Below are 15,544 nucleotides of genomic sequence, written 5' to 3'. Positions count from 1 at the left end.
GGAAGCGAATCATGAAACGGCAATGCAATGCAGCAATCCGGAGTATGGGCACCGCGCTCGCCGCGGCCGCGTGCGTGGTGGCGATGCAGCAGCCCGCGCGCGCCGCCGACCCGCAGACGTGCCGCGACGTGAAGATGGCGGCGCCCGGCTGGACCGACATCGACGCGACGAACGCGATGGCCGGTGTCGTGCTGAAGGCGCTCGGCTATCGACAGGACGTCGCGAACCTGTCGGTGCCGATCACGTACCAGGGCTTGAAGAAAGGGCAGGTCGACGTGTTCCTCGGCAACTGGATGCCCGCGCAGGCGCCGCTCGTGAAGCCGTTCGTCGACGAGAAGTCGATCGACGTGCTGCACGCGAACCTGAACGGCGCGAAGTTCACGCTGGCCGTGCCCGACTACGTCGCGGCGGCCGGCGTGCACACGTTCGCCGATCTCGCGCGCTACGCGGACCGCTTCGGCGACAAGATCTACGGGATCGAGCCCGGCGCGCCCGCGAACCAGAACATCAAGCGGATGCTGTCCGACCATGCGCTCGGCGCGGCGAACTGGTCGCTCGTCGAATCGAGCGAGACGGGGATGCTCACGCAGGTCGAGCGCGCGGTGCGCGACAAGCGCTGGATCGTCTTTCTCGCCTGGGAGCCGCACCTGATGAACACGAAGTTCAAACTGACCTACCTGTCGGGCGGCGACGCGTATTTCGGCCCGAACTACGGCGGCGCGACGGTCAACACGGTCACGCGCGCGGGCTTTGCCGGCCAGTGCGCGAACCTCGCGCGGCTGTTCAGGCAGATGACGTTCTCCGTCGACGTCGAGAACCGGATGATCGCCGACATGCTCGACCACAAGACGTCGCCCGCGCTCGCCGCGCAGCATGCGCTGAAGGCCGATCCAGCGCTCGTCGAAGCGTGGCTCGACGGCGTTACCACGGCGGCCGGCGCCCCCGCGTTGCCGGCCGTGCGCGCGGCCCTCGACGCCCGCTGACAGCCTCCGCGCGGCCGGTTTCTCGCCGCGCCGCCCGCCTCCGTGTTTTCCCGAACGGTCGCATCGAGACCATTTGGTGTCGCCTTCAGACGGGTGACCTGAAATATGGGTTTGTATTTTTCGCCAATGGCTGCGTTATTGCGGAAAACGAAATGCCGAAGCCAGCGGACGTACCGAATTCGAATCAGCCGGCGTATTGCTGTGCGCGCCAGGCCACGGTTCTTTCCATCGAAGGGTTCAGGGAGGGTGGTCGACAATGAAGCAAAAGAAAGTTGCCGTAGCCGCCGCGCTGGCATGCGCGGCCTGTATTCCCGCCATCGGCCACGCGCAGAGCAGCGTGACGCTGTACGGGATTCTCGACGCGGGCATCACATACGTGAACAACACGGGCGGTTCGCACGTGGTCAAGTTCGATGACGGCGTCTCGTACGGGAACCGCTTCGGCCTGAAAGGCACGGAAGATCTCGGCGGCGGCCTGAAGGCCGTGTTTGCGCTCGAGAGCGGTTTCCACCTCGGCAACGGCCAGCTCGGCTTCGGCGGGGCGGAGTTCGGGCGGCAGGCTTATGTCGGTCTCCAGAACGATTGGGGCACGCTGTCGTTCGGCAACCAGCTCGACATCACCAACGAGCTCGTGTCGATCTACAACATCTCGGCATGGGGCAGCGGCTACGCGATCCACCAGGGCGACTTCGACCGCTTCAACGGCGACCGCCTGCCGAACTCGGTCAAGTTCCTGTCGAACGACCTGAACGGCGTCAAGTTCGGCGCGATGTATTCGTTCGGCAACGTCGCCGGCAACTTCCACCGCAACAGCGCATGGAGCGCGGGCGCGAGCTACACGAAGGGCGACTTCTCGATCGGCGCCGCGTACACGCGCCTGAACAACCCGAACGGCATCTACGCGTTCGACCCGTACGCGATGATCGGCACGCATACGTTCCTCGGCCAGCAGACCGTGACCGTCGATCCGGCGACCGGCGCGCGCACCGACCTGTTCGCGAACACCGCGATGGACGTCGACAGCCAGGGCACGTTCGGCGTCGGCACCAGCTACACGATCGGCAAGCTGACGCTCGACGCGAACTTCTCGTACACGACGATCAAGGGTTTCGGCCAGTCGTCGCACATGCAGGTGTATGAAGGCGGCGGCTTGTACCAGTTCACGCCGGCGCTGAGCTTCATCGCGGGCTACCAGCACACGCGCTTCGAAGGCCACCACTGGAACCAGGGCACGGCCGGCCTGCACTACCTGCTGTCCAAGCGCACCGATGTGTACATCTCCGGCGATTACCTGCGCGCGTCGCAGGGCGTCGATGCGGTGGTTGGCTACAGCTTCACGCCGTCGACGACGCAGACGCAGGCCGACGTGCGAATCGGGATGCGGCATTCGTTCTGAGCGGGGTGAGGTAGTTTTTTCGACGTCTTCAGCGAGGTCTCTCTTTGGCGCGAACCGTGGTTCGCGCTTTTTTTTTTGCGGCGCGATGCAACGTCGTGCGGTGTGCGCCGTCCTTGCCCGCGTCCGGCGAGCATCCGGCAAGGTTTCGTTGGTTGAAGCTATCATCGCGCTTTGGCCGCATCGCGTATCGGCGATCGCCGGCCTTCCTCCGATGACGTCTCGCCGATGACCACCCCGTTACCCGAATCCACTTCGCCGTCGCCGTTACCCGCCAACCTGTTCCGCCACACACCGTTCCAGCGCTTCTGGGGCACGCGCGTGATGTCGTCGCTCGCTTTCCAGATCCTGTCGGTCGCGATCGGCTGGTACGTCTATGCGCTCACGCACAGCGCATTCGCGCTCGGGCTCGTCGGGCTTGCGCAGTTCGTGCCGATGTTCGCGCTGACGCTCGTCGTCGGGCAGGTGGCCGACCGCTACGACCGCCGGCGCATCGCGACGATCTGCCAGGGCGTCGAGGCGCTGGCCGCCGGCGTATTCCTGTTCGGCGCGGCGCAAGGCGGGCTCACCGCCCCGGGCGTGTATGCGCTGGCCGCGATCGTCGGCACCGCGCGTGCGTTCGAATCGCCGTCGGTGTCGTCGCTGCTGCCGGCCGTCGTGCCGCGCGGCGACCTGCCGCGCGCGACCGCGCTGTCGACGTCCGCGAACCAGGCCGCGCAGATTCTCGGGCCCGCGTTCGGCGGGGTGCTGTATGGCGTCGGCGCGCCCGCGGCGTTCGGCACGAGCGTCGTGGCGTTCGCGATCGCGGCCATCCTGAGCGGCACGATTCCGCTGCGCAGTGCGCCGCCGGCGCGCGAACCGGTCACGCTGCGGTCGGTGTTTTCCGGCATCGCGTTCATCCGGCGCGAACCGGCGATCCTCGGCGCGCTGTCGCTCGACCTGTTCGCGGTGCTGTTCGGCGGCGCGACCGCGCTGCTGCCGATCTACGCGCGCGACATCCTGCAGGTCGGCCCGTGGGGGCTCGGCGCGTTGCGCGCGGCGCCGGCGGTCGGCGCGCTCGCGGGCACGCTGTGGCTCACGCGCTTTCCGCTGAAAGGGCGGCCGGGCCGCGCGATGTTCGGCGGCGTGATCGCGTTCGGCATCGCGACGATCGTGTTCGGGCTGTCACGCAATTTCGTGGTGTCGCTCGTCGCGCTGGCGGCGCTCGGCGCATCGGACGTGGTGAGCGTCGTCGTGCGCCTGTCGCTCGTGCAGCTGCGCACGCCCGACGACATGCTCGGCCGCGTGAGCGCGGTCAACTCGCTGTTCATCGGTACGTCGAACCAGCTCGGCGAATTCGAATCCGGCGTGACGGCTGCGTGGTGGGGTGCGCCGGTGGCGATCGTCGTCGGCGGCGCGGCGACGATCGCCGTCGCGCTGACATGGATGCGGTTGTTCCCGACCTTGCGGAACATGACGTCGCTGGAGCGCGATCATTGAATCGACGTCAGCGGGGCGATGCGTTTGCCGTTCACGGGAAACCGGCCTCATTCGCCGTAACTCATTTCAAATTGCTTTCTTGTTTCAATCGAATTCCAAACGGCATTCGGGTCGGATAATCGTCTGAACAATCAATCCGGTGCTGTCGTTTCTCGCGATGCGGGGTACCGGAGCTGAAAGCGGTGCTGGCATAATCGAGCCCACCGCGGTGGGAATCCGAAAAGAGGCTGATACTTCAGTGCCTTGCTGCACAAGGGTCCCAGCCCTGAATTTGTCAGACTGAATATCCCGATCAATTACAAAAGCCATTCATATAATTACATCAAACTTTCCGTAATTTTTCGAAACATCGTTCTTCCATATGACGAAGCGGGTATCGATTGAAACGAAAAGAAATATCTGGAATGATACCGATTCTCATTTTCATGACCGCGGCCACGACTGCGCTGCCGGTCACTCGTCAACCGTAGCCAGCTAGTGTCGCCGTCGGTCTGATCGTCGGCGGCCAGCGAGCCAGCGTATCCGTGCCTCGTGCGCGCGTCGCCGCGCGTCCACGCGGGGCGGTTTCAAATTCCGACTGGATTTTCATGCCGAACAAGACCCCGTTCGCGAGTGCGCTCGCGCTGGCCTTTGCTTTGCCTATCGCTTCGCCTGCATTCGCGCAGGGCACGAGCGCCGAATCGGCGCCGGCCGTCACCGCGAAACCGGGCAGTGCGACGCCGGCCGCGAGCGACACGCTGCCGACGGTCAACGTGTCGGGGCAGGCCGTGCATCAGGATTTCCAGGCCGAGCGTTCGAGCGTCGGCGCGAAAACCCCCACCGCGCTGCGCGACATTCCGCAGTCGGTCACGGTGATCAACAAGGCGCTGCTGGAATCGCAGGGGCTCACGTCGTTCCAGGACGCGCTGCGCAATGCGCCGGGCATCACGATCGGCGGCGCGGAAGGCGGGCAGATCGGCAACAACATCAACCTGCGCGGCTTCACCGCGCAGAACGACATCTATCTCGACGGCTTCCGCGACCGTAACCAGTACTACCGCGACACGTTCGATCTCGATTCGGTCGAGGTGCTGTACGGCCCGTCGTCGATGCTGTTCGGGCGCGGCTCGACGGGCGGCGTGATCAACCAGGTGTCGAAGAAGGCGAACCTGAAGCCGTCCGCCGAAGTGTCGACGACGATCGGCACCGACGACCACTACCGCGCGAGCGTCGACCTGAACCGGCCGCTCGGCGCGACCTCCGCGTTCCGCATCAACGCGTTCGGCCAGTCGCTCGGCTCGACGCGCGACGTGATGAAGAACAAGGACTACGGAATCGCGCCGGAGCTGCGCTTCGGCATCGGCACGCCGACGGAGATCACGCTGTCCGCGCTGGTCCAGCACAACTACGACATGCCGGACTACGGCGTGCTCGCGGTCAACGGCCATCCGGCGCCGGTATCGAAGCACACGTTCTACGGCCTCACCGACGACCGCACGATCCAGGACGTGCAGACGGTGTCCGCGCGCATCGATCATCGCGTCAACGACGCGCTGACGATCAGCAACCGCACGTCGTTCTCGCACTCGATGACCGATGCGCGCGAGACGGCCGCGAACGCGGTGCTGACCGGGCCGCTCGCGTCGAGCACCGCGCTCGCGAACGGCAACTACACGTCGTTGCCGATGTCCGCGCTGTACGTGAAGCTCGCGAGTCACGATCGCGTGATCGAAAACCATTCGGTCGACAACGACACGATGGCGCATTTCAAGTTCGACACGGGCTTCGTGAAGCACGACCTGATCGCGGGCGTCGAGGTCGGGCACGACAGCTACACGAACCAGGCGTACACGCGCAGCGGCCTGCCGATCCTGTCGCTGATCGATCCGGCCTATCTGTCGTCGAGCGCGTCCAACGCGACGCAGACGCCGGCCAATCACGCTGAATCGGGCGCGACGACGCTCGCCGCGTACATGAACGACACGGTATCGATCGGCCGCGACTGGAAGTTCGTCGGCGGGCTGCGCTGGGATCGCTTCCAGGCGCATCTCGCGAACACGGTGAGCGCGCCGCGCTACGCGTCGCAGACCAACTACTTCACGAGCGTGCGGGCCGGCGTGATCTACCAGCCGACCGAATCGCAGTCGTACTACTTCTCGTACGGCACGTCGTTCAACCCGTCGCTCGAGACGCTGACGGTCACGAACAACACGCAGAACCTGTCGCCGGAACACACGAAGTCGTACGAGGTCGGCGCCAAGTGGGATCTGCTGAACGACAACCTGTCGGTCACGTCGGCGCTGTTCCAGCAGGAGAAGAGCAACGCGCGCACGCTGACGTCGACGGGCGAATACCTGCTCGAGGGCGACATTCGCGTGCGTGGCTTCCAGGCGAGCGTGACGGGCCACATCACGCCGAAGTGGCAGGTGTTCGGCAGCTATACGTACATGAACGGCGTGATCCTGAGCGCGCTCGACGGCACCCAGGGCAAGACGCTGGCGAACACGCCACGCAACACGTTCACGCTGTGGACCACGTATGCGTTCACGCCGCACTGGGAAATCGGCGGCGGTCCGACCTACATGTCGGGTCGCTACGCGGCGAACACGAACTACGTGCAGGTGGGCGGCTATACGCGCTGGGATGCAACGGCCGCGTATCACGCGAAGCAGTGGGACCTGCGCCTGAACCTGCTGAACCTGACCAACAAGTTCTATTACGATGCGCTGATCCAGTCGGACGGCGGCCGCGCGGTGCCGGGCGTCGGACGCACGTTCCTCGCGACGCTCGACTACCGGTTCTGACCGCACGCGTGCGATCGCCGCGTCATTCGATGAAAAAGGTGGAACGATGCTTGTACACATCCCGAACGTGCTGACACCCGAGCAGGTGCGCACGGTGCGTGACCGGCTCGACCAGGCGGGCGACGCGTGGGTCGACGGCCGCGCGACGGCCGGCTACACGGGCGCGCCGGTCAAGCGCAACCAGCAGATCGCCGAGCATGCGCCGATTGCGCGCGAACTGGGCGACGCGATCCTCGCCGCGGTCGAGCGCAATCCGCTGTTCATCAGCGCGGCGCTGCCGAACCAGGTCTATCCGCCGCTCTTCAACCGCTACGAAGGCGGGATGACGTTCGGCAGTCACGTGGACGGCGCGGTGCGCGTGCTGCCGAACGGCGTGAAGCTGCGCACCGACGTGTCGGTCACGCTGTTCCTGTCCGCGCCTGACGAATACGACGGCGGCGAACTCGTGATCGAGGACGCGTATGGCGTGCAGCAGGTCAAGCTGCCCGCGGGCGACATGATCGTCTATCCGGCGACGAGCCTGCACCAGGTCACGCCGGTCACGCGCGGCGTGCGCGTCGCGAGTTTCTTCTGGGTGCAGAGCCTCGTGCGCAGCGATGCACAGCGGGCGCTGCTGTTCGACATGGACACGGCGATCCAGCGGCTCAACGCCGGCGGCGCCGATACGCAGGCTTGCCGTAGCCTGGTCGGCTGCTACCACAATCTTCTGAGAATCTGGAGCGAGACGTGAGCGTTGCCGATCCCATCGACATCGACGCGGCATCCGCGTCCCGCATCGCGCCGGGCATGCGCCCGGCCGGCTCCGGCGGCGCGCGTTCGCGCCGCGGCACCTTCATCAAATGGCTGCGCAAGGTGCACAGCTGGATCGGCCTGTGGGGCGCGGCGCTCGGCCTGCTGTTCGGCACGACGGGCTTCCTGCTGAATCATCGTGCGCCGCCGCTGCGCATCCAGACCGGCGCGCCGCGCGTCGAGACGTTGCGGCTCGGCGTGCCCGATCCGCGGCCCGCGTCACCGCGCGAGCTCGAGCAATGGCTGCGTGCGCAACCGGATCTGCATCTGCCCGAACGCATGGGCCGCGTGCAGAAGGAGCCCGCGCATCCGGTCGCATGGGGCGACCGCGAAACCGTGCAGCCCGAGCACTGGCAACTCGTGTTCGCGTCGCCGCATGAAAACGTCGCGGTCGACTACTGGGTCGGCAGCGACACGATGACGCTCAAGCGTACCGGTAACGGCACGCTCGCGTGGCTGACGAACCTGCACAAGGGCGTCGGGACGAGCATCGGCTGGGTGCTGCTCGTCGATACGCTCGCGGGCGCGCTGGTCCTGCTGTCGCTCACCGGCGTGCTGTTGTGGACGGAGATGAACAAGCGCAAGACGATCGGCGTGGTGCTCGTGATCGGCTCGATCGTCGCGATCGTGTGTGCGGCCGGCGCATAAGCGCATAACGGCTGACGGTCAGACGCCGGCGTCGCGCGCGACCTGTACGGCCGTGCCGTAGCAGATGACTTCCGTGACGCCGGACCCGATCTCGGTCGAGTCGTAGCGCATCGCGACGATCGCGTTCGCGCCGAGCTTGCGCGCGTCGGCGAGCATCTTGTCGAACGCCTGCTGGCGCGCCTTCTCGCACAGCGACGTATAGAGCGTGATGTTGCCGCCGAAGATGGTTTGCAGCGCCGCGCCGAACGAGCCGACGATCGAGCGCGAACGCACGATGATGCCCTGTGCGACGCCGAGCGAGCGGACGATCGTGTGGCCGGGCAAATCGAATGCGCTCGTGACGTGCTCGGGCGAGAGGGCGTCGACGGAGCGGGAGAAATCGGTCATGGCGGAGCACCGTGGTGCGGAAGTGGTCGAACGACGATTCTATCCGGAACGGAAAACGCGCTCGACCGGGCGCGCATGACGCACGCGCGCGCCCGGTGCGGCTCGCGCCGGCCGAGGCCGGTCAGCGCTTGACGGTCGTACTGCCGTCGCCGCCGAGATCGACCGCATACGCAAGCGCCAGCTTGCCGAACTTCAGCGCGTGGTTCGCCTGCCGGTCCGAATTCTCCAGCGTGTCGTTCACGGTATGGATATAGGGACTGTCGTTCTGGTCGGCCTCGAACGGGAACGACGCCGGATAGCCTTGCGCATGCCACGACGCGTGATCCGAGCACGCATAGCCGCATTGCGACGTGCCGATCGCGAGCTCGGGCAGGTAGGTCTTCGCGAGGTTCGTCAGGTAGGTGTTCTGCGCGGCGTTCGTGTAGTCGGTGATCAGGTAGATGTCTTTCGGATCGCCCTGGTAGTTCGTCATGTCGAGCTGCAGCACGCCGACCACGTTCGCGTTCTGCGTGCGGAACTGCTTCGCGATCGCCTTCGACCCGAGCAGGCCGGCTTCCTCGGCCGCATAGCCGACGAACTTGATCGTCCGTTTCGGCCGGTAGCCGTTCGCGAGCAGCACGCGCAGCGCTTCGGTCAGGCTGGCGATGCCGGACGCATCGTCGTCGGCGCCGGGCGAGCGCGTGTTTTCCGTCGTGCGGCCGACCGTCGAATCGAGGTGGCCGCCCAGCACGATCGTGCCCGAGGCCGGATTGCTGCCGCGGATCGTCAGGATCACGGATTTTTGCGGAAAGCCCGCATGCGTGAACTGCTCGACGGCGATGTCGGTGCGCGAGCCGGCCAGTTGCCGCCACTGCAGCGCAAGCCAGTCCGACGCGGCGACGCCGTGCGACGTCGTGTAGTAGCGGTTCGTGAAGCCGGACAGCGACGTGATCGTGCCGACGATGTTGCTGGCCTGCAGCTGCTGGATCCAGGCCTTGATCTGCGGCGCGTTCGATAGCTGGTAGGCGGGCACGGCCGCCTGTTTCGCGAGTGCTGCGGGTACCGGCTGCAAAGCCTGCCGTGCGTCGTCGAACGAGTCGTGCACGATGTAGCCGGGCCCGTGGCCGCGCGCATGGTGGACAGCATGGGCGAGTTCGCCGAGTCGTGAATCGTCGATCTCGACGATATGCACGGTTTCGCGGCGCACGGCGCCGTCGGCCGTCTTGCCGGCGTCGACCGCCGTGCTGTACTGCGCGGTTGTGCTCGCATCGATGCGTTGGAGCTGGCGGAACGCGGTGTCGCCGAGCGTGATCCACACCGGCGTCGCGTGCGCGGCGGCGGTCAGCAGCATGACGCCCAGCGCGGCGATCAGGCGGGTCAATGTCAGAGTAGGCATGTTCGATCTCGTGAGGATGGCGATGTCGAGGAAGAGGGGCGTCGCAGGTCATGCGACGCCCCCGCCTGCTGCGGAATTACGACTTCTGCGGCACGGTCACGCCGTACGTGCAGCTCTTGTTGTATGCATTGCCGATCGCCGTGAGTTGCGCGCTGCTGTAGCCGAGCGCGGCGGCGGCCGTCAGCACCGCCTGGGCGGCGGCCTTCTGGTTCGTCGAGCTGTTGGTCATCGACAGCCCTTTCAGGAAGGCCTTGTCCATCGCCTGCGCGCCGATCGCGTCGCGCGCGACGACGTTGCACGACGCCCAGTACTGGCCGGCCGTGTGGATCTCGGCGCCGCGTGCCTGCGCGTAGGTGCGTCCGACGTTCCAGTTCGTCACGCGGCCGCCCCAGTATTCGTTGTGGCCGTCCCAGTTGTAGACCCAGTGATACTGCGCGTCGGACGGGCTCCATTGATTGAAGTCGCGGCTGTACGCGGCGGCGAGATAGTCGCCCGTGCCTTCCGACAGGCCTTCCTGCTGCGACAGGCCGCCGTTGGTCACCCAGTCGTGGATGCCGTGGCCGAGCTCGTGGATCACGACGTCCGCATCTTCCGCGTCGTCGACACCGCCCTGGCCGAAGGTCAGCCGGCCGCTGCTCGACGAGTACGACGAGTTGTCGTCGCCCGATTCGCCGTGCGGGTCGTACTGCACGCCGCCCGTGTACTGGTAAGGCAGCGCCTTGATGCCGAGCGTCTGGTTCACGTAACGGAGGAACGTGTCGATGTGGTAGTACGTGTTCACCGCCTCGAAATAGAGGTTGCCGCGCGTGAACTCGAACGTCGGCGTCGCCTGCGCCGGACACGCGTTGTCGCGCGGCGCATCGAAGTCGACGCACGACGCATACGGGCCCGACAGCACGTAGCGCGAGTTCGACTGCGCGAGATCCTTCAGCGTCACGCGCACGCGCGCCGCCGTGAGCTGGGTGGAATCGGCGTCGTTGCCGTCCTTGTAGCCCGTGCTGCCGTAGCTGCTCTTCGTCGACGAAAGCGGATCGGGCCGGAATACGAAGCCGGTGCCGTCGGTCGCATAGAACGCCTTGTCCTCGGCGCGCAGCACTTCGCCGCTGTCCGCGTCGATCAACAGTTCCCAGTCGCCCTTCGGGCCGTCCTGCGGGCGGCCGCGTACCTTCCATGCGGTATGCGTGCCGGCCTTGTCGACGAACGCGACGCGCTGTGCGTCGAGGTTCGTGAAGCCGCTGACGCCGAGATACGCGCGGGCGCGGTCGAGCGCCTGCTGCTGGTCGACCGCCTGTGTCTTGCGCGCGGTGACGGCCACGCCGTTGATCGTGTTGCTCGCGACGTACAGGATGCGGCCGTCCTTCGCGACCGTCACCGCGATGTCGCTGCCGTACACGGGCAGTCCGGCCGCCTGCTGCTGGAAGCGCACGACGGTGAAGTCGACATCGCTGCGCTCCGACGTCACCGCGAGGCTCGCGAGCGCGGCCGGGTCGAGCCCGAGCTGCGTCGCCTGCGACGCGACGAAATCGCGCGCGGCGGCCGCGGGCGTGGCGGCCGCCTTGTTCGCGCGATAGGCGGGGTTGTACAGCGTGACGGCGACGCCGTCGGCGCGGAACTGCCCGGCGGCGGTATCGGCCTTGGCCGCGGCCGGTGCCACGCCGCGCGTCAGGCTTTCGCGCAGGCTCGACGCCTGCGGGTTCGCGACCTTGGTATCGGCCGCGCTGCCGCCGACGATGCCGAAACCGAGCGCGAGACCCAGGGCGAGCGGCAATGCTTTGCGTGATGTCTGCATGGGTGATCCTCATCTCAACGGTTGGACACGCCCGCGCGCTCGTGGCGAGCAGGCACGACACGGCTCGCGCGCCGGCTCGATGGAACCGGTGCGGCGAAGCGGTGCTGGGAGATTCGACTGACTGAGGATAACTAAGCGTCAGGTCGAAACGAATCGGAACGGAATGGCGGCGGGGAAGCGAACGGCAGGCAGGTGCGGCGACGGTGAGGCGAGCATCGTCATGTCATACCCCTCGGAATTGATATCGGTTTGGCAGCCTGCGTGGCGCGACATGCGTCGGGCCCGGGCTCTCATCTCCTTAGGGCTGCCTATCTAATTGCGAGGTATGTTACAGAATATTTTCGGCAACTTTGCAATTTATTTTCGAAGGCCGCTTCGGTCCGTCGATCAATCGCCGGCATTGTTGAGCGAATGGCGGGAAACGCTGCCGGCGCGTGCAATAGCGCGCCGGATTGTACGCAAAAGCGGCGCCGTTCAGCGCGTCGCGCGGCGGTCGCTGCGCGGGCTCACGCCGAAACGCGAGCGATATGTGCGCGAGAAATGAGACGGCGATTCGAAGCCGCACGCAACGCACACCGACGTGATGCTCATGTCGGTCTGCTGCAGCAGCTCGCGTGCGCGATCGAGGCGCAGGTTCAGGTAGAAGCGCGTCGGCGTGTCGTTCAGCGTCGCGCTGAACAGCCGTTCGAGCTGGCGCCGCGTGATCGCCACGTCCTGCGCGAGCGCATCGGAGCCGAGCGGAGTTTCCATGTGCCGCTGCATCGTGTCGATCACCTGGATCAGCTTGCGGTTGTGCACGCCATAGCGCGCGGCGATCTCGAGCCGCTGGCTGTCCGAGCGCTGCCGGATGCGGCTCACGACGAACTGTTCGGAGATGGCCGCCGCGAGATCGGCGCCATGCCGCCGGCCGATCAGGTCGAGCATCATGTCGATCGACGCGGTGCCGCCCGCGCAGGTGATGCGCCGGTCGTCGATCTCGAACAGTTCCTGCGTCGCGTTCAGGCCCGGGTAGCGCTCGCGGAACGCGGCGAGCGCTTCCCAGTGCAGCGTCAGCGTTTGCGAGGCGTCGAACAGCCCGGCTTCCGCGAGCACGAAGCTGCCGGTGTCGATGCCGCCGAGCGTCGCGCCGTGCCGGTTCTGGCGGCGCAGCCAGTCGGCGAGCGCACGGTCGTAGCACACGAGCGGATCGAAGCCGGCGACGACGAACACCGTCTCGACCTGCGCGACGTCCGCGTACGCGGCTTCGGCCGCGACCGGAATGCCGTTGCTCGCGGCGACGGGCGTGCCGTCCGCGCTGATCACGTGCCAGCGGTACAGCTCGGTGCGAAAGCGGTTCGCGACGCGCAGCGGTTCGACCGCCGACATGAAGCCGAGCGCGGAGAAGCCGGGCAGCAACAGGAAGTGGAAATCCTCTGGCATCGGGGCGTGGGGTGGAAGCGGGTGGTCGTCACGTACTGCGCGGGCGCGACACGGCGAGCGGGCAGGCCCGCGCACGCCGCGCCCGGCTCGCGGAAGCCGGACGTTCAACGCACGATTATCGCGGTTTTTGCCGGCGCTCAGCGCGTTTTTGCGCCGCGCACCGTCCGGCGCGCCGTCGTCGAAGGCAGTTCGCCGAACTGGGCCCTGTACGCGTTCGCGAAATGCCCGAGGTGGATGAAGCCCCAGCGCGCGGCCGCTTCGCTGATCGGCAGGTCCGACTGCCGCGTGTCGAGCAGCAGGCGTCGCACCTGCGCGAGGCGCAGCGAGCGCGTGTAGTTCAGCGGACCGGTCTGCACGACCGACTGGAAGCTGTTCTGCATCGTGCGCCGGCTCACGCGCAGCTGCGTGCACAGGCTCAGGATGTCGACGGGCGCTTCCGGGTGCCCGATCACGTAGTCGTGCACGCGCCGCACGATGTCGGCGTGGCACGCATGCGTGAGGCGGTGCGGCGGCTCGGGCATCCGGTAGGTCAGGAGATCGACGAGCACGTTGGCGACCTCGCCGCGCAACTCGGACTGCGCACGCGCCGCATCGAACGTGGCGGGTGCCGACAGCACGCGTTCGAGCAGTGTCGCGAACTGCAGGCTTGCGCGTTCGCGTGCGGCGACCGGCACGTCGACGACGCCGCGCCGCAGCGCGCGCTCGTCGACCCGGACGTCGGCGGCATCCTCGATCTGCTGCATCAGCTCGGCGTCGACGACCACGCCGATCAGCGACATGTCGTCGGGTGAATGCAGTTCGAACGGCGAGCCGCCGCGCGCCATCACGATCGTGCCGCGCTCGATGCGCGCATCGCCGAAGGCGAAGGTGCCCGAGCCGGTGAGCGGCATTCCGAATACCGTATGGCCAGCCGGCAGGCGCCCGCGCTGGATGACGCGCACGTTCGCCGCTTCCTGGAACAACTGCACGCCGTCGAGCTCCACGTGCTTGACCGTGCTGCGATACGAGCCGCAGCCGATCTGGTCGTAACGCTGATCCCAGCCGCGCAGCGCCTCGGCATGCCGGTCTGCGTCGTCGAACATCTGGTGAAACACGAGCACGGCGCCTCCGGCGGTCGTTCGGACCGCGCAAGATTAAACCGACCGGGCGGTCGGTGCAATACGGATGAGCGCTATTCCGGCAGGGGTTCTGGCGGGGTCGGATGGGGCGCGCCGCAGGTGCCTTTCAGGCGGTTTTCCAATATCCCGAATCGGCACGCACGCGTTGCCGGTCCGGGTGCTGAACCGATTTATTGTCGAACTACAGTCGCCCCACATTACCTGAATCCCAACTGGAGGCGACATGAGAACAAGGCGACGCACCGCGGCTTTCGCGGCGACGCTGGCGTTCGCGGCGGCGTGGGCCGGCAGCGCGGACGCGACGGAAAAGCCCGAGGAACTGGTCGTGCAGAAGATGCCGCCGTGGCATCCGCACGCGGTGTACGTCGTCGACATCGCGATGCCGACGATGACCGACGGGCGCATCTTCGTGTACGACGCCGACGCGAAGAAGCTGCTCGGCCAGATCGACGGCGGCTTCGCTCCCGGCCTCGCGATCTCGCCCGACCACAAGACGAGCTTCATCGCGACGACCTATTTCTCGCGCGGCTCGCACGGCACGCGCACCGACGTCGTCGAGATGACCGACAACACGACGCTCGATCACACCGGAGAGATCGTGATTCCGGCGAAGCACGGGCAGCACGTGCCGTCGCCGTACAACACCGCGTTCAGCGCGGACGGCACGCGGCTGTACGTCGCGAACATCACGCCGGCCGCGTCGGTGACGGTGATCGACGCGGTGTCGAAGCAGGTGCTGTCCGAGATCGACACCGCGGCATGCGTGCTTGCGTATCCGTCGGGGAACGACCGCTTCACCGCGCTGTGCGAAAGCGGCAAGGCGCTCACGGTCACGCTCGACGCGAACGGCAAGGAGGTGAAGCGCACGATGTCCGATGCATTCATCGACGTCGACAACGATCCGGCCTTCATCAACGCGTCGCGCTACCAGGGCGGCTATCTGTTCACGACCTACCACGGCAACGTGCGCAGCGCCGATTTCAACGGCGCCAGGCCCGCGTTCGGCAAGTCGTGGTCGCTGCTGACCGACGCCGAGCGCGCCGAAGGCTGGCGCCCGGGCGGCATGCAGCAGACGGCCGTGCAGGTCAGGCAGAACCGTTATTACGTGCTGATGCACAAGGGTGGCGACGGCACGCACAAGGATCCCGGCACGCAGGTGTGGATCTACGACCTGAAGACGAAACAGCGCGTCGCGCGCTGGGATCTCGCGCAGCAGAAGGTCGATCCGCTCGTGTCGATCCAGGTCAGCGAGGACGACAAGCCGCTGTTCTACGGGCTGACGGGCACGTCCGATCTCGTCGTGATGGACGCGCACAGCGGCAAGCTGCAGCACGTCGAGAAGCAGATCGGCAGTACGTCGACGCTGCTCGTGAATCCGTGA

At 66.5% G+C, this 15,544-nt stretch carries 12 protein-coding genes; 7 read left to right on the top strand and 5 right to left on the bottom strand.

The window, feature by feature from the left end:
* Positions 1-11 precede the first annotated feature (11 nt).
* From choX to DIE02_RS06625, 6 genes are all read left to right on the top strand, one after another.
* Entirely contained in the window at positions 12-983 is a 972-nt protein-coding gene (gene choX / locus DIE02_RS06650) for a choline ABC transporter substrate-binding protein (protein ID WP_124485157.1), read from the top strand.
* A gap of 256 nt (positions 984-1,239) precedes the next feature.
* Positions 1,240-2,379: a porin gene (locus DIE02_RS06645; RefSeq protein WP_124485158.1), complete on the top strand. Its 1,140-nt coding sequence runs from the start codon at positions 1,240-1,242 to the stop codon at positions 2,377-2,379.
* Between the two features lie 225 nt (positions 2,380-2,604).
* Positions 2,605-3,855, top strand: coding sequence for an MFS transporter (locus tag DIE02_RS06640; RefSeq protein WP_124485159.1), 1,251 nt, complete (start codon positions 2,605-2,607; stop codon positions 3,853-3,855).
* Positions 3,856-4,442: 587 nt separating this feature from the next.
* Positions 4,443-6,638, top strand: coding sequence for a TonB-dependent siderophore receptor (locus DIE02_RS06635; protein WP_124485160.1), 2,196 nt, complete (start codon positions 4,443-4,445; stop codon positions 6,636-6,638).
* 46 nt (positions 6,639-6,684) lie between these two features.
* The gene (locus DIE02_RS06630) at positions 6,685-7,368 is read left to right on the top strand and encodes a Fe2+-dependent dioxygenase (protein ID WP_124492195.1); all 684 of its coding nucleotides are present in this window, start codon (positions 6,685-6,687) and stop codon (positions 7,366-7,368) included.
* 56 nt (positions 7,369-7,424) lie between these two features.
* The gene (locus DIE02_RS06625) at positions 7,425-8,075 is read left to right on the top strand and encodes a PepSY-associated TM helix domain-containing protein (RefSeq protein ID WP_409362219.1); all 651 of its coding nucleotides are present in this window, start codon (positions 7,425-7,427) and stop codon (positions 8,073-8,075) included.
* Positions 8,076-8,093: 18 nt separating this feature from the next.
* Here the strand turns inward: DIE02_RS06625 and DIE02_RS06620 are convergent, their stop codons facing one another.
* The 5 genes from DIE02_RS06620 to DIE02_RS06600 form a co-directional block, all read right to left on the bottom strand.
* Positions 8,094-8,462, bottom strand: coding sequence for a YbjQ family protein (locus DIE02_RS06620; RefSeq protein WP_124485163.1), 369 nt, complete (start codon positions 8,460-8,462; stop codon positions 8,094-8,096).
* Positions 8,463-8,583: 121 nt separating this feature from the next.
* Positions 8,584-9,837: a M20/M25/M40 family metallo-hydrolase gene (locus DIE02_RS06615; protein ID WP_124485164.1), complete on the bottom strand. Its 1,254-nt coding sequence runs from the start codon at positions 9,835-9,837 to the stop codon at positions 8,584-8,586.
* Between the two features lie 76 nt (positions 9,838-9,913).
* Positions 9,914-11,626: a M36 family metallopeptidase gene (locus DIE02_RS06610; RefSeq protein WP_124485165.1), complete on the bottom strand. Its 1,713-nt coding sequence runs from the start codon at positions 11,624-11,626 to the stop codon at positions 9,914-9,916.
* 474 nt (positions 11,627-12,100) lie between these two features.
* Positions 12,101-13,045: a GlxA family transcriptional regulator gene (locus tag DIE02_RS06605; RefSeq protein ID WP_044847758.1), complete on the bottom strand. Its 945-nt coding sequence runs from the start codon at positions 13,043-13,045 to the stop codon at positions 12,101-12,103.
* A 137-nt stretch (positions 13,046-13,182) separates the two neighbouring features.
* Positions 13,183-14,145, bottom strand: a complete 963-nt coding sequence (locus tag DIE02_RS06600; RefSeq protein WP_124485166.1) for a helix-turn-helix domain-containing protein — start codon at positions 14,143-14,145, stop codon at positions 13,183-13,185.
* A 241-nt stretch (positions 14,146-14,386) separates the two neighbouring features.
* Between DIE02_RS06600 and DIE02_RS06595 the strand changes: the two genes are divergently transcribed.
* Entirely contained in the window at positions 14,387-15,544 is a 1,158-nt protein-coding gene (locus DIE02_RS06595) for an amine dehydrogenase large subunit (protein WP_124485167.1), read from the top strand.

The organism is Burkholderia sp. Bp8991 (genome assembly GCF_003853795.1).
GTDB lineage: Bacteria > Pseudomonadota > Gammaproteobacteria > Burkholderiales > Burkholderiaceae > Burkholderia.
Note: the sequence above shows the minus strand (reverse complement) of the source record. Positions and strands in the feature narration are given on the sequence as shown.